The organism is Paenibacillus monticola (genome assembly GCF_009664975.1).
GTDB classification, from domain to species: Bacteria; Bacillota; Bacilli; order Paenibacillales; family Paenibacillaceae; genus Paenibacillus_AQ; species Paenibacillus_AQ monticola.
In genome coordinates this window covers 16,165-37,972 of sequence record NZ_WJXB01000019.1, presented here as the reverse complement: position 1 = coordinate 37,972, position 21,808 = coordinate 16,165, and the positions used below count along the sequence as shown (strand labels likewise).

Sequence of the window (21,808 nt, the reverse complement as noted above, 5' to 3'; positions counted from 1 at the left end):
GGCTTATCCAACCTTTCTGTTGACCAGTGCTGCGATGTTGTTGACGGTGGAAAAGTTTTTAATATCAAGGTCTTCGTTGTCAATGGTCATGCCGAACTCCAACTCGATGTATTCCAGTAATTGCATCGCAAATAAGGAGTTCACAAACCCCATTTCGAAAATGTTTTCGTCGTCTTCAAATTTTGCGTCATCTTCAAATACGACCAGTTGGGATTCAATAAACGAACGAATTTTTTGGTTGAGTTCCATCTATGTAACGCTCCTTAGCCGATGTATTTTGTTCACGGACATTGACTTCGATATAAGGTGGGAACGGCTGAATGGTGCTCAAGTCGTTCTCAAACAAAATGTTGCCTTGCCCGTCGTTTTCAATTTCTTTAAAGTTAGCGAAACGGTAGGTCACGTACATCATACGGTTGCGATCTGTCTGCTTAAAGTCAGCGAGCAATTTTTTACCGTCCTTCTTCGCTTGCTGCATAATGTGTGACATCAGGACCGTTCCCACACCGCGCGACATTACACGGCAGGACATCAACATCAATTTGAGATACCAGTGCGTTTCAATCAGTTCAATCAGTGTGAGACCGATCTTCCCGTAGGAACCGTAGCGGTCCGTCAACTCACAAACCAGCAGGCGATGTCGATCCGAATGACGGAATGCGTTCAGTTCGTCATAGTCGAACGTTCTCCCTGTCGAATTCAGCTGGTTGGTGCGCTGGGTTAACTCCTCAGCACGCTTCAAATCCTCCTCTTCACAATCTGAGAGGATAAATTTCATCTGCAGGGAAGCCAAGAACGACTCTTTTGGTCCTTGGTACTCCTCTTCCTCTTGGTTTCGATGCATGTCTTCGAGATACATGAGGCGACGGCGTTTCGAGTCTTCCGTGATGAACTGCGGATTAAGTCGTGGATGAGCAGGCAGTTCCGCATACTCCAGAGCGTCCACACAAAACACCTCCGAGAATATGCTTGCCACTTCATCGCGCTCAAAGCTTTGGTCGTCCACAAAGACGAATGTGTCAATCCCGATATTCAGCTTCTCACGAATCTTCGCAATCGACTGTGACTTAGCGTTCCAATGAATCTGTGGGTAGAGAAAATAGTGACCGATGTTAAATTCATGCAACTTACTCATCGCGTCATCATAGTTATTTTTGCTGGCAATGGAATGCAGGATGCCTCGGGAGTCTAGTAATTCGAGAATCTCTACAATGCCATCCTTCAAATTCACCTTTTCTGACTCCAACAAAACGCCATCCCAAATCGTATGGTCCAGGTCCCAGACTACACACTTAATTTCTTTGCCTTTCGAAATCACTGAGATTACCCCTTCCGTGTATATTCAAAGAATCCCATACCCGATTTGCGACCCAACAAACCTGCGTCTACCATCTTGACTAGCAGTGGAGCTGGGCGGAATTTCGGATCTTTGAACTGTTCATAGAGGGTGTACAGAGAATTCAAAATCGTGTCCAGACCAATCAGGTCACCAGTCGCCAATGGTCCCATTTTATGCCCAAAGCCCATTCGGAAAATCTTATCAACGTCTTGTGGCTTCGAGACTCCGTCTTGTACCGCCCAGATGCACTCATTGATCGTCAACATCAGAACACGGTTGGTCACAAAGCCTGGGAAATCATTTACAACGACCGGTGTTTTTCGGCAAGATTGCAAAAACTCCTCAGCCACCGCCACCGTTTCATCAGATGTGTGCATTCCGCGGACTACCTCAACCATCTCTTTCAATGGCACTGGATTCATAAAATGCATCCCGATGACAAGTTCTGGGCGTGGCAACAGTGCTGCCACCTTCGTAATCGATATGCAGGACGTATTGACTGCGTAATAGACATCCTCACAGCATACATCACGCAATTCGGAATACACTTGCTTCTTCGTATCCCAATGTTCCGTCACATTTTCTATGACATAATTGACCTTTTCAAATTCTTCGTAAGTCGTCGTAAAAACAACGCGAGACAACAACTCGTCCACGGTCAGAGCCTTCAAGTGCTTTTGTGTCAGCTGGTACATCCGAAATTCTTTACGAATCTTTTCCTTCGCTCGAAGAATTATATCTTCATTAATATCCTTCAAGATTACTTTATACCCATAACCTGCGAGATCAAGTGCAATGTCTGTGCCCATGACGCCTGCTCCGATAACTCCAAACGTTTGAAGCATTCCGCTATCCCTCCTAAAATCAAAATCAATTCATCTAGAACTCCCGGTATACTGAGTTCTTCAGAAACATGAAGTAATCTCCACAGTTATCATTTGCCCCTTGTACTTCGACAGCAGCTCAATGCCATCCATCTTTAGAGTTTTTCATGTCCATTAGAGAAGATTCTCAATTTTCGCAATATGGCTTATCCGGCTATCATTTTCGTGCCGCTACCTTTGCATCGGTACTCATACTGAGAGGTTATAGAAACTACTCTTCAAGAATTGAAATAATATTCCGGATTATTATCTTTTCCATTTCCATAATTTCTTGAAGTCCATTAATTAGAGTCTGAATGACATTTTTATTTTTCAAAAAATTATATTTTATTGCCACATTTCTTATTACAAATGATCTTTTTTGGAGTTCTTCATATTGCTTCCATAAACTTGTTAATTGTACTTTTCCAAGTTCCTCAATCATATATTGAATACGTAACACCATGCACTTCTTATGCTCCCAAAAAAGGTGAAATGCCCTTACATCAAGATCAAATGCTTCCTGTTCCGTTCCTGCTGTTATCTGACTAATCAATTTATTATAGACCTCGACACCATATACACAGTCATATGTCCACCATGAAGGCGGGGTTGGTTGACTCAGGCTAGGCGTGCCTTCAAGATATGCCTTTAAGGATCGAATGACGTACTCTCTATTAAACTTCACTTTTATTTCCGGATCATTTTTTTTGTATAAGTGAATGCCCACCCAATCGAAAGTGACATGTTGAAAAGACGCTTCCAACTCTTGAAAGGTACATTTACTTTTAATATATTTTCCATTTTCAAAGTTATTAGCAATGTAAACCCATTCATTTTCAACATCGTAGCCGAAAATAAGTATTTCATGAAGGCCCTGCTGATCGGTATTAAATGCAGATATATAATACGGATTGACTAAAAAATAAGCATAATAATCGGAATCGATAGATTCGATAACAAATTCAGTCACATTATTATACCTTCGTTGGATAGTTTCACGAGTTAACTTACAATTTTTTAGCCATATGCAAGCATCTAATACATTATGATTCTCAAAAAAATACCAATCATATTTAGAGTCGTAACATATTTGTATAAAGCTGCTATGAAACCAAGGTAAAGTGACTTTATCTAGCTCGATTATTGAAAATACGCTTGCATAAGAATTATATGTATTTAATATAGGATTTTCATTCATTTGCAAAATCTTTATTTTCTCCTGTTGGTTCGTATGTCCAATCCTCTGCCTTGTGATTGCTTTAAACTTTTGATGCTCCTTTAAGGACCTTATACTAAAAGTATTAAATGTGATCTTCATATCTAACAGCGACATTGGATGCACTAGATACTCTATATCGGATTCTATCGCCAAAAAAATGGTTTCATCCCCTATGTTTTCTATCATAATGCAATGTTGTTTTTGGGTATAATTATAATTTGTAAGCTCAGGCCTTGCCGTATCAGTGAACAAAATTTCCTCTTCTTCCTCATTAATTGATCGAGCCGGTTCTAATACACTCGGCATTTTCTGTCCCCCCCGACTAAGGTATTGTTTTGCAACTCCATTTAAAAGTTATATATCATGGTCAGGCTTTGATTTAGAATTCACGGCTAGTGCTGTCTTGGCTGCATATCACTATCACTCAGCCAGTAAAGAAGAAGTGGCTCGACTGCTTTATAACTTCACAGCTGTTAGAACGTACTACAGAAAAAAATGCAATACCAGTCAGAGTCCTATTTTCCAATTCACATATCTGCCGACCTTACGATCAAGAAAGTACCTATCAAGCGAAATAACGATTACGGAACCTTAGAATGTGTCAAATTCCTCCTATAACCCAGTCAATACCTTTGAAGTCTAAATGATTGGTAGGTTCATCCAAGAGTAGTACGATAACGACCATCAAAATTGCATAAGAGTTCAAACCAAGGCGATTTTATCAGCGTATCTAAGGAAAACTCAGCTTCTTCTGCCTCCAGCTCAAGTACCTTCTGAATTATTTTTAATGGCTATCAACTGTTGTATCGCACTTCATCCTTTGCCTCCGCGTGCTAACAGACATCCGTCGAGATCTTGTTAATATAACCTACTACATCTTGAATCCGATCCTTCAAATAAAAATGTCCACCTTCAAATGTATTCAAATGGCAGGAATGTGATGTATAGCATTTCCATGATTCTATATCCTCTCGTGTAACATCTAGATCCTCTCGACCAGTCAAGACCGAAATATCAAATTCATACTGTGAGTGATCGATATGAATATAGGTATCAATAAGATGGAAATCGGCTCTGAAAATCTCGAGGTACATTTCTGCCAACTCTGGTACTTCAAATAATTCCTTTGGTGTCCCTCCGAATCGTAAAATTCTTTGGATAAGTTCATCATCCGACTGATATTTTTCAAATGACTCCTTACGGATATGAGGAGGATATCTTCCTGAGAAAAATAGATGTTTAGGAAAGGGCCCTCCTTTATTTCGTATGCGCTCGATCAAAGCGTAGACAAGCAATGCACCCATGCTGTGACCAAACATCACATATGGTCTTTCTTCCAATAAGGGGCAAACTTGCTCATATATATCGTCAATCGCCTCCTTAAAATCAATATAAAAAGGCATTTTACACCGTGCGCCGCGACCGGCCAATTCGACAGACTGAAGCTTGATAGCCGGATGCAAATAGCGTTTCCATGGAAAATATGCTATCGAAGATCCTCCGGCAAATGGAAAGCAAAATAAATTCACAGATTTCATATTGAGCACCTCAAACTATTAATTCCATAAAGATCGCTTCCATTCCATATATTACTACATTCTTAACTTGTGTAATCCCTATGAAATTAGTCCTATTTTCATGTCATAATTAGACATTTTACAGCATAATATTTTTAGATCATTTTATTCTTATTCACTTATTTACCTAAAGGTTGTTCATGTGGGTATCCTGCCTGTTGCAGGCTGACATAGTTCACCATATGAGCCAGCCTTGGCTACCCAGAAAATTCCGTCAGATCACTTCGTATCTTCTGATCCCCCCATCAGGCGATCATAGCGCTGCAGTGACTCGCCTCCATGAGTGCCTAGAGAGGAATGCTTCTCGGTCCAGTCGACCGGAATGTTCCGGCTCATCTGTCCTGATTCCCAGAGCAGCCGTTAACTGGACGACCGTCACCTCTCTTCCAGCTCGCCTGCTAAATCTATTCGATTGAGTGTAAACCACACCAGTGGATGAGGCACTTGCAACCGCTCTTTTCCTATGGTCGACTCGGATTTTTATGATTAAATAGAAATGGAGGTTTCGAACAGCGGAAAGTCCATGGTGATCCCAACAGGAACTCTCTGATCGAGACTGTAAATTTGTGTATGGAAATCCATCGGGTCGTCTTGAAATTTCGTACAGTTATCTGTCAATTTGTCTTAAGGTCTGCAACTTCCCCTCCTCAGTCCCCTCAACCCCTTACCCCACAAAGACTTTCAATCCCTTGTCCCTTCATCTCCCCAAATCTCTGAAGTAAATTAAGTTAGATATGAAAATAGGGAAATGACAGAGAAAATCAGTAATAATCGAGGAAAAACGGGGCCGAAAAAGCAAAATAAGTTTGAGCTGAAGGCAGGAAAACACAGGGATTTGGGCTTAGGTTTGAAGGAAACAACAGAGGAACAGATCGGGGGAATGCCTGAATTTCGCTCGGCTTAGTGGCAAACTTTAAGTGATCAATGGGAAACTTTGTGGGATAGGTGCAGACTTAAATTGCGGTCTACTGTAGAAAGAAAATAAAGTATTAGACTAGAAATGTTGGTCCCACGCGGCTTTTCGAATTATAAAACCGTCAGATCTCGTAAAAAAAGTATTAGACTGGTCCCAACTATAAAAATAGCATCAGCCGTAGACGAGAAAATAAAGTCCTAGACTGACGCTGTTTTATTGAGCTAACGTTTCCCGTTAGAATTCCTGTAGAATGAATAATTTAGCCTTTACACAAAAACGAGCGCCTTTGTACGATGGGTTTACACACGAGGTGATTGCCTCAAAAAGCCCATCATCTAGGAGGTCGCTCTACTATGAAGTTTAAATCTCAAGATAAACAAAATCAACTCATTGAAAATATTACCGTTTATCACTTGGTTATTGGTGTAGACATCGCACAAGAGATCCATGTAGCTCGTGCCGTCAGCTTTCGTGGAATTGCTCTGGGGACTCCGCTTGAGTTCGGTAACCATCGTGAAGGGTTCGATCTCTTCGAACACTGGATTCAAGATCTACTCAAATCCTGCGAACTTAGGAGCGTCATAGTTGGTATGGAACCCACTGGACACTATTGGTTTAACCTTGCACGTTGGCTCCTCGATCAAGGTATAAGATCCTGTGTTGGTTAATCCTCATCTCGTCAAAAAGAACAAGGAAAACCGTGATAATACTCCCTCTAAAAGTGACCATAAAGATGCACTTGTTATTGCAGACATGGTCAAAAAACGGGTACTACTCCCCTGTTCGTTTTCATTCGGAAGCTTACGAGGAACTCCGTATTCTAATGGCAAACCGAGAAATGGTTACCAAGCGCCTCAACGCTGCGGTTAATCAAATCCATCGCTGGGTAGACATTGTTTTCCTGAACTTCACCAGGTCTTTAAGATTCTTACTTGCACCAGTGCAATCGCAATACTCAGACTCTTCCCTTTACCGAAATAGATCAGTCGGTTAACCATAGAACAGGTCCTTGACGGTTGGAAGAAATATGTGAAGCGTCATGCTGGAGTTAAACGTACTGAACTACTCATTTCACTTGCAAAATCCAGTGTGGGCACCACTCAGGCGCTCCAAGCTTCATCTTGGGCAATTGCTCGAAGAGTTTGACCTAGCTCAACGCCAGCTTGAACAAATTGAGCACGATCTCCGCCTTATTCTTGTGCGTATTCCTTATGCACAGAAGCTCCTTGAAATACGAGGCATTCATGTAACGAATCTAGTCGGTGTACTCGGTGAAGCTGATGATCTAAGCGGATATAGCACGGTAATGCTTTGCTTCGTCATGCTGGGTTAAATCTAGCTGAAGCTAGCTCCGGGAAATGGCGAGGAAAGATGGTGCTCAGCAAACGAGGTCGGCCACGCTTACGTCATCTTCTTTATCTCATGACGATGAGTATGGTCATGACAAATGCGGAAATTCGAGCGTCACATCGTTACAATGTTGAGGAAAAGAAACTGAAGAAAATGAAATCTATCATGAAATTATGCGGTAAAGTAATACGATTGCTAATCGCTCTGGCTAAAAACAATACAACTTACGAACCGATCAAGGTATTCTCGGCAGCATAAAACCAATCAATCCTCACCAGCTCATGCATTCACAGGATTTTAAAAAGCACGGAGTATCGGGAGACGTTACGCAAAAGGGCTCGGACCCGTTCCGTTAGAAAGACCGACCTCCACCCCGTAGTTAGATGTGACGAAGGAATGAAAGGGCTATGACCCGTTGAGACGTGGGAGCACTAGGGGGAAGTTGAGACGTGCGTATATGGAACAATATGAGTGATAGCTGTTCACGAGTCTGTAAAATATATTGTGTAAACTCTCAAACCCATTAAAATGGAAGTAAGAGAAAGGTTGGGGAGAACACATGGGACTTTGGACAAAACAGCAACTGCGGGAGTTTATTAAGGAAAACAACTTGGTCAGCGCAAAAGATGCGCAGAATGCCTTAAAGGATTTATTTGCTGAGACGATTCAGGAAATGCTGGAAGCCGAAATGGATACGCATTTGGGTTACGGAAAGCATGAAGTGAAGGCGAAACTCACTCCAAACAGTCGTAATAGAAAAAGCCGCAAAACTGTAGTTAGCGAGTACGGCGAACAGGAAATCATTATCCCTCGAGACCGTTTAGGCGAGTTTGAGCCTTTGGTGGTCAAGAAGCATCAATCGAATGTAACGGGCATCGAAGAGCAGATTGTGGCGCTGTACGCCAAAGGCGTCAGCACGAGAGATATCCAAGATCATCTACAGAATATGTACGGGATTGAGGTCTCGCCCACGCTTATTTCCAATGTCACTAACAAGATTGTTCCCCTCATTAAAGAGTGGCAGAATCGCCCCTTACAAGGTGTTTACGCGGTAGTCTATCTGGATGCCATCCACTTCAAAGTCAAGCAGGACGGGGCTATTATCAACAAAGCAGCCTACATGGTCATTGGCATCGATCTGGATGGAAACAAGGATGTACTGGGCATGTGGATTGGCGAGAACGAGTCCTCTAAGTTCTGGCTTAGCGTACTGAATGAACTGAAGAACCGCGGGGTTCAAGACATCCTCATCATCTGTGTGGACAACCTGTCGGGGTTCTCTCAAGCGATTGCGCCTGCTACCCTCAAACGGAAATCCAAAAGTGTATTATTCACCAAATCCGCAGCTCCACACGGTACGTTTCGTACAAGGATCTGAAAAAGGTCACCGCCGATTTAAAGCCCATTTACAAGGCAGCTACCGAAGAAGGAGCCTTGCTTGAACTCGACCGTTTTGAAGAGATGTGGGGAGCCAAATATCCGCTCATCCTCCGTTCCTGGCGGAATAATTGGGAGGAGTTAGCTACCTTTTTCAAGTACCCCCCTGAGATCCGCAAACTCATCTACACGACAAATATGATTGAGAGTTACCACCGCCAGCTGCGTAAAGTGACGAAAGGAAAAAGCATCTTTCCCACGGATGAGGCGCTGCTTAAAATGCTCTATCTCGCCACCGTCGACGTGACTCGCAAATGGACGGGGCGCGTTCAAAACTGGGGACAAATGCTCCTTCAGCTTTCGGTATTTTTCCCAGATCGGGTCGGTCAACACTTGCGATGAATCACCACTCCCCCTCGGGGGAATCTGTGCTTAAAAGAGTTTACACAAAATTATTGACAGACCCCTGTTCACCTTTATTTCCGTATGCCCAATGCTCCATTTCCCAACCACCGGCCCAACCATCTTCCTTTATATAATATAACCACAGGGTGAAATCCTACGAATTCATGAGCTAGAGTGAGGATACTGAACCATTTCGAGGGAGCTTAATGAATCACCGTCAGTCTAACACTTTATTTTTCTAGTCTACAACTTTATTTTCTGAGTCTAACACTTAATTTTTCTAGTCTAAGACTTTATTATCTTCTGACATCTACACTAACGCTATATTTTCTTCGAACACTATAGATTTCATTTCCTCTGGTCCCTATAAAAAAGATTGTCCTGAGGATATTTATCAGGACAATCTTAGAAGTATTATTAGTTACGCACTTTATTATCTAGTTACACATTCTTTTGTCAATTACAAAGTATATTGCTCAGTTACAGACAATATTTAACACATTCATCAGGACGGCTCATGATATCTGTGTTGCTTTTCCACTTTTTCAAATGGTCTTATGCCTTCAGAACGAACTAAGGCATTAATGTAATTCATCACTTCATACTACTTCATAACTTTAATGTTCACTTCATAACTTTAATGTCTACTTCATAACTATATTGTCTCTATACACCAGACAGGACAACAACAACAGAACTACTCCCTACTCCACAGTTACACTCTTCGCCAAATTCCGTGGTTTATCCACGTCATGACCAAGCGCTAGAGAAGCGTAATAAGCCAACAATTGCAACGTCACTACGGACAGAGCAGGTGTCAGTAACGGCAAGGTTTTAGGAATAACAAATACTTGGTCTACCGATCTGAGCAGGTCAGTTACATGCTCTTGGTGCGTGATGGCCATAACGTCTGCGCCGCGGGCTTTCACTTCTTTGATGTTGCTGACGGTTTTCTCAAGAACAGACTCCTGAGTAGCCATGGCAATTACCGGAACACCCTCTTGGATCAGCGCCAATGTGCCATGTTTCAACTCGCCCGCAGCATAAGCTTCGGAGTGAATATAAGAGATCTCTTTCAGCTTCAGCGAACCTTCTTGAGCTACAGCATAATCTACGCCGCGGCCGATGAAGAACAAGTGCTCATGCTTGGAGATCTGTTCTGCATATTTCTTAATGTCATCCTTTTGTGCCAGAACTTCTTCCACTTGCTCAGGCAATGATTGCATCGCTGCCAGAATTTCAGCAACCTGCGCTTCAGACTGCGTACCACGTATTTCCGCCATGTATAGGCCCAGCAGAGTGAACACGATCAGCTGTGAAGTATAAGCTTTGGTCGAAGCTACAGCAATTTCCGGTCCAGCCAAGGTAACCAATACATCATTAGCTTCGCGGGCAATGGAGCTGCCTACCACGTTAGTGATTGCCAGTACATGCGCGCCGTTCGCTTGACCTTCACGCAGAGCAGCAAGAGTATCCGCAGTTTCACCGGATTGACTGACTACAATAACTAGAGTTTCTGGTGTCACGATCGGTGAACGGTAACGGTATTCTGAGGCGATGTCATTTTCCACCGGAATACGTACCAGCGACTCAATCAGATTACGTCCTACTAGCCCTGCGTTATAAGCAGTACCACAAGCAACGATCTGAATGTTGCGGATATTTTTGATTTGTTCAACGGTCAGATTAAGCTCTGGCAAAATAACCTTGTTGCCTTCAGCGTTGATGCGGCCGCGCATAGTATCGCGGTAAGCCTTAGGCTGCTCATGGATTTCTTTCAACATGAAATGCTCGTAGCCGCCTTTTTCTGCGGTAACTGCATCCCAATCGACAGTAATCATTTCCCGAGAAATAAAGTTGCCTTCAATCGTCATCAATTCGACAGCATCCCGTGTCAATACAGCCATTTCGCCGTCGTTCAAAATATATACGTTACGGGTATATTCAAGCAGAGCAGGAATATCCGACCCGATAAAGTTTTCTCCTTCGCCAAGACCAATGATAAGAGGACTGGCCTGACGTACTGCTACCAGTTTATCTGGTTCAAATTCTGTAAGAACGCCCAGTGCAAACGCACCGCGCATGAAAGTAATCGCCTTTTGTACAGCTTTAACGATGTCTCCATCATATTCACGAGCGATCAGGTGAGAAATAACCTCAGTATCTGTTTCAGAAGTGAAGTGGCATCCACCAGCAATCAGTTCTTCTTTGAGATCCAGGTAGTTTTCAACAATACCGTTATGAACTACCGAGAATTTCTGGCTATCATCCGTATGAGGATGGGAATTCTCATCAGAAGGTTTACCGTGAGTGGCCCAGCGTGTATGTCCGATCCCTGCGCTGCCTGTAAGAGGATGGGTTTCCAGTCTCGTTTCCAAATTCACCAGACGTCCCTGTGCCTTTACAATTTGCAATCCTTCTTTGGTAAATACAGCGATACCAGCGGAATCGTACCCACGATACTCCAACTTTTTCAAACCCTCGACCAAGATAGCCTGCGAATTCTGATTACCAATATATCCTACAATACCACACATATTTTTTCCTCCGTCCAATTTATCGTAATATGGGCGGCATACGGAAAGAAACGTGCCGTGCGGCATGTTTTTGAGAAAAAGCAAATATTCTGTTGCAAGCTTTGGCTCAACAAAATAAACTGTCATCTTATGTTCATGAAGTCCAGCCTTCTTCTCTGCCGTGGCAGAACTGCATTGTTTCCTTCCGATGCCCTAACCCTCGAATAATTTATTTCTATTGCACCCACAAAAGCGTTGTGTGAAAGGTCGCCCTTCCATTTTCCGCTTCCATTTACGGCTCTGGTGCATCACCGGGAGGTCCCCGCCGAACATTTCGAACACCTCCACCTCGTCAACTTACGTCTGCCGTGATTTGTGCCAGCCTCGCCTATATCAGGCACTTAATGACTTACACATCTCCCCCGCGCAAGACCAAGTTCTGGCGCTTGTATGCTAACCTCACAACCCCCGCTTTCCTTCTGGAATGACACTTAGTCTATTATATGCACCTTACATCACTTTGGCAATGCTGTGCCTCAGGAATATTTAAAGAGCCGGTGCAGCGAAGCTAAAGCACTCCACTCACCAGCCAACAATCCCTTGCGAAGGTATGCAGTTATACCAGTTCACGCTGTACTACATCTACAATCTGACTTACATATAAATCCAAATCGGCTTTGTCAGGTCCTTCTGCCATTACGCGGATCAGTGGTTCTGTACCCGACGGACGCACCAATACACGGCCATTATCGCCTAATTTACCCTCGACTTCATTAATAGCCGCTTCAATAGCCACGTTATTCGGATAATTAGTCTTATCCAGCACACGAACATTCACAAGCACCTGTGGGTATTTCGTCATCATGGCTTTCAACACACTTAGCTTCTTTCCTGAAGCCTTCATGGTATCCACCAGTTGAATAGCCGTCAGAATGCCGTCTCCAGTCGTATTGTAATCAAGGAAAATGACATGTCCGGATTGCTCTCCACCCAGGTTATAACCGCCACGACGCATTTCCTCCATGACATACCGGTCACCAACTGCTGTTTTGGCAGTGTTGAGCGATAATTTCTCAGTTGCCTTGTAGAATCCAATATTGCTCATTACGGTCGAAACAATCGTACCGTCCTTAAGCTTGCCTGCACGATTCATTGCGTCTCCGCAAATGCAGAGGATAAAGTCCCCGTCGACCTCATCCCCCGTTTCATCAATAGCAATCAGGCGATCAGCATCTCCGTCAAAAGCAAGTCCTAAATCTGCCCCGTGTCGTAATACTTCCGCACGCAATGTAGCTGGATGTGTGGAGCCGAATCCGTCATTAATGTTCAGTCCGTCCGGCTCTGAACCAATGGCTATAACCTCTGCGCCCAGTTCTTTGAACAAACGTGGTGCAAGCTCATACGCTGCACCGTGGGCACAGTCCAATACGATCTTGAAACCTTTGAAGCTTTGGGAGATCGTTGTTTTCAAATACTCCAGATAGAGATATTTAGCATCATTATCGACTGCTAGTATTCCTAACCCTGAGCCTATAGGACGAGGCAGTTCATCGACCTCGGCATCCATCAATTCTTCAATGCGAAGCTCCGTTTCATCGGTTAGCTTGAAGCCATCTCCACCAAAGAACTTAATACCATTATCTTCAACCGGATTATGCGAAGCTGAAATCATCACGCCCGCATCAGCCTTCAATAGTCTTGTAATATAAGCAACTGCAGGTGTAGTTACTACACCCAGACGGATAACATCTGCCCCAATAGACAGCAGACCAGCTACAAGTGCCGATTCCAGCATTGGGCCGGAGATACGCGTGTCCATTCCAATTACAACTTTGGGCTTTTCTAGATTACCCGCTAATACATATCCACCACATCGGCCAATATTATAGGCCATTTCTGCAGTTAATTCCCGGTTTGCGACTCCGCGCACGCCGTCAGTTCCAAAATACTTACCCATGTGTTTTCTCCTTTGATTATGCTGCTATAGCTTAATGAATTATTGTATGGCTTAATACCTGCTCTGTGTGCAAATAGAACATATAAATAGACGTGAATTTATCCAAAAAGTTACGTCCCGCCTGTACTTGCGGCGTTCCCTGTAATCTCGGTGCCATTAGCCGTCCCGCTGTTCGACCCAGCGCTATCAGACTGAACGGGGCTCGGGGTCGGTGCTGTCGTTTCAACAGCTCCGGTACTATGCGTAGGAGCCTCTGTAACGTCTCCATCGCCTACGACAGGTTCAGAGCTTGGCTCCGGAGTGGCTACACTCCCCGTTTCCGGTGCTTTCGAGGGAACTGGAGTTGCTGGTGATTGCACTTGCACAGTTACAGTTAATGGTTCACTCGAATTTCCAAGTGCAATGAACCGGGGCAGAGACACCTGTAAAGCCACTTCGTGAGTGCCAGCAGCAAGTCCGCTAACATCAGCAATTACCACAATATTGTCCTGATCCAGCTGGTCCAATAGAGTGGGTGCCCCAGCTAATGTAAGTGAAATAGCTTTGCTCTCAGGTGTAGTGATAACTGCCTCTAATCCGCTGCTCACGCCCTCCAGCTTAATTGGAATGCTGTCAATGGTCCGCTCTGCTATCTTTGAGGTGGATACCGTAACATTTACCGTTGCAGGCTCAATTTTCTCAATACCTGCCGGAGGCTTTAGTTCCGCCTTTAGCTGCGCTGTACCTGCGGCATCAATAGAACTAAGATCAATTGCAGCCTCATATGAAGATAAGGATGCCAAAACGTCTTTCTGTCCATAGACTACAACCGACTCGAGTTCTGGAGTGACTCTGGATAATACCAGCGAGTCCGGAAGCTGACCCGTATAACCAATTTCCAGGGGTAAACTTTTGAAAGGTAAGGTTATCGGGATTTCAACAGATACGCTTGAAGGCTCGATTACTGCATTTGGAATTTCATTGCCGCTGCTATCGTAAGCATAAAGCTTCATTTTATTTTCTTTGAATGTATCGCTTTCGCCATCCAGCTCAATCGTTCCTTGCACCTTCGCCACTTTACTCAACTCACTGGCAGCAAGGGTAACCTCGGCTGTACCTATTGGCTGAAGGACAGGGGTGCCGAGCTGATAACCATCCGCAGGTTTACCTTTAGTTATCATCGTTATCGGAAAAGACTTCGTATTCCGCAGTTCTATATGCACGTTCACTTCTTCAGGTGTCATTCTGACGAGTTCCACACCTTTAGGCAGCGAATACTGCAGTGGGAGCGTAGTATCGCCTGGTTGAACATCACTTAGGTCAAGCGTCACCTCGTAAGCATCCGATACTTTGTAGGTGATATCCGATCGTTTGCCCTGAACTTCCATTCTTACGCTATCCACATCTTTATCCATAACATATTTATCTTCATCAAAGCCGGTAACATTGATCTTCACGTTCTCAATAATCTTTGTTTGGGTGCTTACCGTCGTCTGCGACACAGGCACGGTATCGACATGTACCATGGCCCACAGCATAATTCCGAACGCAAGTGCAAGGATTTTATTGAAATTGTTATTCTTCATCCACTTATCCATTGCTCTTGTCCCCCTTCCGTTTCCAGAAAGCAGAACCTTTATCCTTCAGTGGAGAATTCGAACGCAATTCTTGATAGAGCTTGGAAATCAACGATTCTTCTTTTATATCTCTCACGATCTGACCATTAATGGCCAGGGAAATCTGTCCGGTCTCCTCTGATACAATAACAGACACGGAATCTGCCACTTCACTAATCCCGATAGCCGCACGATGCCGTGTCCCCAGCTCTTTGCTGATAAATGGGTTCTCCGACAATGGCAAATAACAGGCGGCAGCCGCAATCTGGTTACCCTGCATGATAAGGGCCCCGTCATGCAGAGGGGTATTCGGTATAAAAATATTAATCAGCAGCTCGGAGCTGACCAAAGAACGCATAGGGATACCGGATTCTGTATATTCATTAAGCCCCGTGGCTCTCTCGAATACAATTAATGCCCCTATCTTTCGTTGTGCTAAATAATTCACAGCTTTAATAACTTCGCCTATTAACTTTCCAATCTCTTCATCATTCTCCACAGCTCGTCCGAAAAACTTCCCTCGACCCAGCTGCTCCAGTCCCCTTCGCAGTTCCGGCTGAAAAATAATAAATACCGCCAGCACTCCAAACGTAAACATCTGATTCATTAGCCATTTCAGTGTGTACAAATCTAAGAGGGTGCTGAGCGCCCAAATAACAACCAGCACTAGAATACCCTTCAGCAGTTGAACCGCACGGGTACCGCGCACCATGTTGAGCACTTTATAAATAATGTAGCTGACGATCAGTATATCGATTATATCTTTAATGGACTCTTTCCATGTAAGGTCTGTAAAATAACTCATTGCCTAAAACCCCCATCATTTCATAATAAGCTGGGTTTATGTAAAATATCTGTTAGCTCTGTATCATACCTAGGTTATAACGTTCACGCTCAGGTTGCAAGTTTAGCACAAATGTCATTTATAAAATATGCCTTTTCAGACATAAAAAAGCGCCATCTTTCCGGAAAAAGAGGCGCAAAGGATATTCCTGCTTAAAGCAACCAACATTAATTAACGGTAGGCGACTTCAGAGAACATGTTTGTCACTTTATACCAGATCCAGCTTACCGCTTGGTCTATGCTTTTGACTTGCCCGGAAATATGAGCCGTTGATGCTTGATATAGAGAACCGTCGATGACTGTTACATTGCCGTTTACTTCCCCGAATACCTGAGTTTTGCCGTTCTCCACTGTAAGATCACCGGAAATGACTTTGCCGGAAGGTACAATAACCGTATCTCCTTTGATGACAACCTGATCAAGATCGGAACCCCTGACCACTAGCTGTCTGTCCGAATTTCCAAGAGTAACTGTACTCATCAGCATGACAACAAGAAATAGGGACGCTGCTGTAAGCGCAGGATGTCTCTTTATCCAGGTGACAAAGCCTCTTTCTTTCTTGGATTTCGGTATTGAATTCATAATCCGGTCTACAAGATCCTCTGAGGCCACAGGATTGTGGTGCATCAGGGAGAACATCAGCATATCGGTCTGTTCCAATTCTTTGAACTTCACACGGCAATCTGTACAGGATAGAAGATGCTCCTTCAATTCTCTCTGCTGCTGTCCGGGCAAGTCGTCATCCAAGTAATCATGCATCATAGAGACGGCCAGTTTGCATTCCATAGGAGCCAATCCTTTCATGAGTGCTATTTAATTATCCTAAGACAAAGTGGCAGGTACATAAGACTTGCTTAACTTACATACGCCATTGTTAGCAAGACGTTTCACAAAATTAAATCTATTTTACATTTTGGGGCCTAATTTTTTACGTAAAAATTCACGCCCACGATGTACACGGGTCTTAATCGTTGTTACAGGTATATCCATCACGTCACTAATCTCCTGAAGCGACAAATCCTGCAGATACCTCAGAATCATCACCGACCTATATTTCACAGGTAGGCTGTCAATGGCCTCATAAATCAGTCTCTGCGTCTCGGAGAGCAACAATTCCGTCTCTGGCGTCACATTGTCGCTCGGAATCAGTGAATAGCCATCAACGCCCTCCTGGTCGTTCATTTCGGCATCCAGAGAAAAGGTTGGCTTCCGCTTGCGCAACCTGTCGATACAAAGATTCGTGCCAATCCGGTATATCCAAGTTGAGAACTTCTGTTTATCATCATAGCGATCCAAGTTTCTATACACACGCAAAAAGGTCTCCTGAACAATATCCTCCGCCTCATGGCGGTTGTTCAGCATTCGGTAAGCTAAATGATATATTTTGTCTTTATATAGTTCTACAAGCTCAGCAAATGCCCTTTGGTCGCCTTTCAAGGCGAGCTTTGTCAATCTGCCTTCCGGATTCTCCACCTGTTAACTCCCCCAGACTTGCCGCCCTTGGTATTCCAGCATTTACAAAATATCCATAGAACAAGCACTTAAATCGTAATTCATGTTTGTGCAAAAATCAAGGTATGTATTGTTACCTTCTATACAATTTAATCCATAACACTGCAAATTCAATTCGTTAATATGCCGCAACTACGAGAACCTGTGACTTTTGAATCGCTGTTATTGTTAGAACATACACAAACAACCGTCCGCCCAGATACGGGCGGACGGTTAGTAATAGTTAAATTGGTCAGAATATCAGCCCGTATTCCGAAGGCCGGCAGCAATTCCGTTAATGGTAAGCAATACCTCGCGCAGCAGATCTGGATCATCACCGTCACCGTCACGAAGTTCTCTAAGTTCGGACAACAATTGAACCTGCAGATAACTCAGCGGATCGACGTAAGGATTGCGCAGCCGGATCGACTCTTGAATAACAGGTACGTTATCCAGAATATCCTGCTGTCTAGTAATTTTGAGAATCAGCTCTGAGGTCAGCTTGAATTCCTCTTCAATCTGTCCAAAGATCCGTAGACGTGCTTCCTCATTCTTGCCCATACTTGCATATTCCTTGGCGATAACCAAGTCCGCTTTGGCAATAGCCATTTGCAGCGTATCAATCAGAGTAGTGAAGAAGGAGAAGCTCTCATACATATGCTGCATGATCTTCATATTCTCTTCCTTACCCTGATAGAAGCTTTGCAGCCCTGTTCCAGCGGCATACCAAGCCGGTAGCAAATAGCGGCTCTGCGTCCAAGCAAATACCCATGGGATAGCCCGCAGATCCTCAAATCGATCACTGTTCTTCCGTTTGGAAGGACGGGAGCCGATATTAAGCTCTCCAACCTCAGGTAGTGGCGTTGATTCTTTGAAGTAGGTCAGGAAATCCGGATCACGGAAGATCAAATCCTGATATTTGTTCAGTGAGACTTCGGAAATGTTGGCGACAATCTCATCCCACTTGGCTTCATACAAATCTGCTTGTGGCGTTCTGGCATTAATCGCTGCCGTCACAAGTGCTGAGGTTGCCTGTTCCAAACTGCGGTAGGCAATACCCTGCATCGAATAACGGGAGGAAATAACCTCACCCTGTTCTGTAATCTTAATGCCCCCACCAATAGTTGAAGCTGGCTGGGCCAAGATGCTACGGTTCAGCGGCATTCCACCGCGTCCAAGCGCTCCGCCTCGTCCATGGAAGAACTTCAGCTTGATGCCAAATTCGTCAGCTGTAGCTGTAATTTGCTGCAGAGCAACGCGAAGCTCCCAGTTAGCAGTCACCACACCGCCATCTTTATTACTATCCGAATAACCAAGCATAATTTCTTGCAGATCATTCATAGCTCTTACCGCATCACGGTAGATAGGCAGACTAAGCAGCGTATGCATGATTTGTGGGGCCTCATGTAGATCTTCAATAGTTTCAAAGAGCGGTACAGCCTGCAAGGTGCATACGACCGTACCATCATTGTCCTTGCGGAATAAACCAACCTCTTTGGAGAATACCATAACCTCAAGAATGTCACTCGCAGCCTCAGCCATACTAATGAGATAACTCGTAATACACTGTTTGCCATATTCATCCTGGGCTTTGAATATGGTCCGGTACACTCCCAGACACTCCTCAGTACTCTCGCTATAAGCCTGATAAGGCGAAGTTAAAGGCCGCGGATCATTAAGCAAGTTCTCCAGAAGATTGACCTTTTCATTCTCTGTCAGCTTAGAGTAATCCGGTGTGATATTCATTTTCTCCAAGATTTCTGTCATCGCATTTTCATGCTCCTGACTATGCTGGCGAACATCAAGGGTTGCTGTATGGAAACCGAACAGCTCGACTTGACGGATTAGCTTCTTTATATAGGTGTCGGCCACATAATCGGCATAATGATGCCGTAGACTGCGGTCGATAACATTCAAATCATCAATGAACTCCTCAGGTGAAGAATAGCGCTCCGGCGTGCCCTTTTTCTCATCATCCAGCACGTTCTGTGTCTTGGCGATCATATAACTAAGCTTAATTCGGTAGGGTTCGTTGTCATTATGCCACATTTTACCCTTATCGATATTGAGAATGCCCCGGTTCAGTTCAATGGATTCGAGCAGTTCCGGTGTTACATTGACAATACTTGTGCTAAAGCTTAGGTACTGCATCAATTCACGCATGATACGCTGGTATTCCCTGATGGCTAACTTACGTTGCATACGAAGCGTCTCCAGCGTTACGGAAGAAGTTACGGAAGGGTTACCGTCACGGTCGCCGCCAATCCACGATCCAAAGCGTAGATAGGTTGGCACATGCCAGTTCTGCCCTGGATAATATTTACTTAAACATCGTTCGAGTTCTTGGTAAACATCCGGCAAAACATGGAAGATCGTCTCATGGAAATAATACATTCCATTACGAACTTCATCGAGAACCGTAGGCTTACGATCACGAAGCTCATCCGTTTGCCATAATGTAATTACTTCATTAAGTAGCTTCTCCCGAAGTTGCTCACGTTCCCGGAAGGTTAAGGTTGGGTTATCGAGGCCCGTCACATCGTCAGCTATCCGCTTATGAATATCAAGAATAGCCCGGCGCATGGCTTCTGTGGGGTGAGCCGTCATAACTAGCTCCAACGACATGCCTTTGATAATCTCACGCACATCTTCCTGGGAGAAATCACGTTCGCGGAGCTCCTGAATCGCGCTTTCGATCGAACCCGGCTGTACTGTCTCCCCGGCTGAACGTTCATAGTCACGCTTGCGGCGAATCCGGTGATTCTGTTCGGCAATATTCACCAATTGAAAATAAATGGCGAAAGCCCGTATCACCTGATGACGATTCTCTGGGTCCAGAGAACTGATTAACTCCTTAAATTCACTGTGCAGTTCAGGCAAAAACAATGAGCGCAAAGATTTACTGGTCTCGCGGATCTTCTCCACGATCTCCAGCAGTTCGTTACCACCTTGGTGAACCAAGACCTCGCCCAAAATATTCCCCAGGAACCGTACGTCCCGCCGCAGCAGATTGTTGGAGTTGCTTTTGCTAACGGTAGTCGTAAGTTCGGTCATTCTGCTCCCCCCATCCTCTTCCGGATCAATGTTTTTAGCATTGTCTATTTGAAGCTTTCCTCATATCATACAATAAAACCGCTCGGAAATCTCCAACTATATTACGCTGTAAAGCGCTACAGCAATTAAGATTATACACCAATTCGAGTATTTATACAGTCAAAAATATTTAACGACGTCTGTTAGCTATATAGCTTCTATAATAGAGTATTTATGTACTTAGAGGCGAATTGTGCGGAGTAAATCTATAAACAGTCCAATTAAAGGAGAGTAATGCCGATCACGATTATAGGAATAAAAAATATGCCTGTGAAAGTTATAGTCTGGTATGGTCCGCATCATTAGTATCCCTCTAGCTACCTCATCCTCTACAGCCAGCTTTGAAATGAAGGACACATGCTTCCCGCTTAGCAAGGATTGTTTAATAGCCTCAAGAGAATCCAGCAGAATTGGAGCTTTTGGCTGCAATGTACATTGCTCGAACCATTTATCCGTCATTTGGCGCGTGCTTGATTCCTTTTCGTGCAGAATGAAGTTTGCCGAAGCAATGACCAACGGACTGAGTTCAGAGAGGACAGCAAACTCATGACTGGGAGCAAATACCAAAACAAGTTCATCCTCGCAGAGCGCCTGATTATGCAGATTGGGCAGATAAAAGGATTCCGTGGATAAAATACCAAGATCAATCTCATGGCTCACCAGCATTTCTTTAATCATAGGAGACGGCTTAACGGATAATGAGATAGTTACCCCTGAATGCTGTTCTCCAAACTGGCTCAATATTCTTGGAAGGATATAGGTAGCAGGTACATAACTAGCACCAATCTTAAGTGTTCCCCGCCCTGCGTTACTAAATTCCTTAACGACCCGCTCCGCCTCAGCGGCGAGGGCATTAATCTTGACTGCATAATGAAGAAACGCTCTTCCGCTCTCCGTCAGAATCATTTTGTCCATCCTGGATTCAAATAATTTTCCACCCAATTGCTGCTCCAGATTCTTCAGGTGATACGTAACCGTAGGTTGCTTTAGTCCGAGTTCATCGGCTACTGCCGTTATTTTCTTATGTTTATTCAGCAGCTCAACGATCTGCAGTTTAATTAAATTCAGATTCACACTCAACACTCCTCGCCTATAACTACACGATAGCATTGAAAAATTCTATGTATGTTAAAACAAATCGCTGAAAAAGTTAATATCTGCATTACACCCAGTAAATATAGTGGGAAATCTTCATTTATAGTAAAATAGGGCTTTTTCCTTAGGTCAATCAAGACCTTTCAGAAAAGCCCCTGAAATTATTCA

The 21,808-nt window shown here is 44.0% G+C and carries 14 protein-coding genes and 2 pseudogenes; 3 read left to right on the top strand and 13 right to left on the bottom strand.

The window, feature by feature from the left end; genetic code table 11:
• Positions 1–3: 3 nt before the first annotated feature.
• The 5 genes from GJB61_RS29230 to GJB61_RS29210 form a co-directional block, all read right to left on the bottom strand.
• The gene (locus tag GJB61_RS29230) at positions 4–249 is read right to left on the bottom strand and encodes an acyl carrier protein (RefSeq protein ID WP_154122551.1); all 246 of its coding nucleotides are present in this window, start codon (positions 247–249) and stop codon (positions 4–6) included.
• A complete protein-coding gene (locus GJB61_RS29225) occupies positions 215–1,318 on the bottom strand; it encodes an HAD-IIIC family phosphatase (RefSeq protein ID WP_338116193.1) in 1,104 nt (367 codons plus the stop codon). Before GJB61_RS29225 ends, GJB61_RS29230 begins: the two co-directional genes overlap by 35 nt.
• Before the next feature lie 5 nt (positions 1,319–1,323).
• Complete coding sequence (locus GJB61_RS29220; RefSeq protein WP_154122550.1) at positions 1,324–2,184, bottom strand: 3-hydroxyacyl-CoA dehydrogenase family protein; 861 nt, start codon at positions 2,182–2,184, stop codon at positions 1,324–1,326.
• Positions 2,185–2,434: 250 nt separating this feature from the next.
• Positions 2,435–3,730 carry a hypothetical protein gene (locus GJB61_RS29215; RefSeq protein WP_154122549.1) on the bottom strand — a complete coding sequence of 432 codons (1,296 nt, stop codon included), beginning with the start codon at positions 3,728–3,730 and terminating at the stop codon, positions 2,435–2,437.
• A gap of 527 nt (positions 3,731–4,257) precedes the next feature.
• Positions 4,258–4,962 carry a thioesterase II family protein gene (locus GJB61_RS29210; RefSeq protein ID WP_154122548.1) on the bottom strand — a complete coding sequence of 235 codons (705 nt, stop codon included), beginning with the start codon at positions 4,960–4,962 and terminating at the stop codon, positions 4,258–4,260.
• 787 nt (positions 4,963–5,749) lie between these two features.
• On the opposite strand from GJB61_RS29210, the gene GJB61_RS31390 reads away from it, so the two are divergent.
• The 3 genes and pseudogenes from GJB61_RS31390 (at position 5,750) to GJB61_RS29200 (ending at position 9,046) form a co-directional block, all read left to right on the top strand.
• On the top strand, positions 5,750–5,905 hold the full coding sequence (locus GJB61_RS31390) for a hypothetical protein (protein WP_195724518.1): 156 nt from the start codon (positions 5,750–5,752) through the stop codon (positions 5,903–5,905).
• A gap of 365 nt (positions 5,906–6,270) precedes the next feature.
• Positions 6,271–7,525, top strand: a pseudogene (locus GJB61_RS29205) (IS110 family RNA-guided transposase).
• A 301-nt stretch (positions 7,526–7,826) separates the two neighbouring features.
• Positions 7,827–9,046 (top strand): annotated as a pseudogene (locus GJB61_RS29200) (IS256 family transposase).
• Positions 9,047–9,753: 707 nt separating this feature from the next.
• On the opposite strand, the gene glmS reads toward GJB61_RS29200, so the two are convergent.
• The 8 genes from glmS to GJB61_RS29160 form a co-directional block, all read right to left on the bottom strand.
• The gene (gene glmS / locus GJB61_RS29195; protein WP_154122547.1) at positions 9,754–11,586 is read right to left on the bottom strand and encodes a glutamine--fructose-6-phosphate transaminase (isomerizing); all 1,833 of its coding nucleotides are present in this window, start codon (positions 11,584–11,586) and stop codon (positions 9,754–9,756) included.
• A gap of 595 nt (positions 11,587–12,181) precedes the next feature.
• Positions 12,182–13,522, bottom strand: a complete 1,341-nt coding sequence (gene glmM / locus GJB61_RS29190) for a phosphoglucosamine mutase (protein WP_154122546.1) — start codon at positions 13,520–13,522, stop codon at positions 12,182–12,184.
• Between the two features lie 110 nt (positions 13,523–13,632).
• On the bottom strand, positions 13,633–15,099 hold the full coding sequence (locus GJB61_RS29185) for a CdaR family protein (RefSeq protein ID WP_154122545.1): 1,467 nt from the start codon (positions 15,097–15,099) through the stop codon (positions 13,633–13,635).
• On the bottom strand, positions 15,092–15,922 hold the full coding sequence (cdaA, locus tag GJB61_RS29180) for a diadenylate cyclase CdaA (protein ID WP_154122544.1): 831 nt from the start codon (positions 15,920–15,922) through the stop codon (positions 15,092–15,094). The genes GJB61_RS29185 and cdaA overlap by 8 nt, the downstream gene beginning before the upstream one ends.
• A 210-nt stretch (positions 15,923–16,132) precedes the next feature.
• Entirely contained in the window at positions 16,133–16,747 is a 615-nt protein-coding gene (locus GJB61_RS29175; RefSeq protein ID WP_154122543.1) for a zf-HC2 domain-containing protein, read from the bottom strand.
• Positions 16,748–16,867: 120 nt separating this feature from the next.
• Positions 16,868–17,434: an RNA polymerase sigma factor SigW gene (gene sigW, locus GJB61_RS29170; RefSeq protein WP_239714445.1), complete on the bottom strand. Its 567-nt coding sequence runs from the start codon at positions 17,432–17,434 to the stop codon at positions 16,868–16,870.
• A 279-nt stretch (positions 17,435–17,713) separates the two neighbouring features.
• Entirely contained in the window at positions 17,714–20,506 is a 2,793-nt protein-coding gene (gene ppc / locus GJB61_RS29165; protein WP_154122542.1) for a phosphoenolpyruvate carboxylase, read from the bottom strand.
• Positions 20,507–20,725: 219 nt separating this feature from the next.
• On the bottom strand, positions 20,726–21,619 hold the full coding sequence (locus GJB61_RS29160; RefSeq protein ID WP_338116192.1) for a LysR family transcriptional regulator: 894 nt from the start codon (positions 21,617–21,619) through the stop codon (positions 20,726–20,728).
• Positions 21,620–21,808 lie beyond the last annotated feature (189 nt).

Coding starts and splice junctions, on each gene's coding strand:
- glmM (WP_154122546.1), bottom strand. CDS start 13,522: ATGGGTAAGTATTTTGGAACTGACGGCGTGCGCGGAGTCGCAAACCGG.
- cdaA (WP_154122544.1), bottom strand. CDS start 15,922: ATGAGTTATTTTACAGACCTTACATGGAAAGAGTCCATTAAAGATATA.
- GJB61_RS29210 (WP_154122548.1), bottom strand. CDS start 4,962: ATGAAATCTGTGAATTTATTTTGCTTTCCATTTGCCGGAGGATCTTCG.
- ppc (WP_154122542.1), bottom strand. CDS start 20,506: ATGACCGAACTTACGACTACCGTTAGCAAAAGCAACTCCAACAATCTG.
- glmS (WP_154122547.1), bottom strand. CDS start 11,586: ATGTGTGGTATTGTAGGATATATTGGTAATCAGAATTCGCAGGCTATC.
- GJB61_RS29215 (WP_154122549.1), bottom strand. CDS start 3,730: ATGCCGAGTGTATTAGAACCGGCTCGATCAATTAATGAGGAAGAAGAG.
- GJB61_RS31390 (WP_195724518.1), top strand. CDS start 5,750: ATGACAGAGAAAATCAGTAATAATCGAGGAAAAACGGGGCCGAAAAAG.
- GJB61_RS29230 (WP_154122551.1), bottom strand. CDS start 249: ATGGAACTCAACCAAAAAATTCGTTCGTTTATTGAATCCCAACTGGTC.
- GJB61_RS29220 (WP_154122550.1), bottom strand. CDS start 2,184: ATGCTTCAAACGTTTGGAGTTATCGGAGCAGGCGTCATGGGCACAGAC.
- GJB61_RS29185 (WP_154122545.1), bottom strand. CDS start 15,099: ATGGATAAGTGGATGAAGAATAACAATTTCAATAAAATCCTTGCACTT.
- GJB61_RS29175 (WP_154122543.1), bottom strand. CDS start 16,747: ATGGAATGCAAACTGGCCGTCTCTATGATGCATGATTACTTGGATGAC.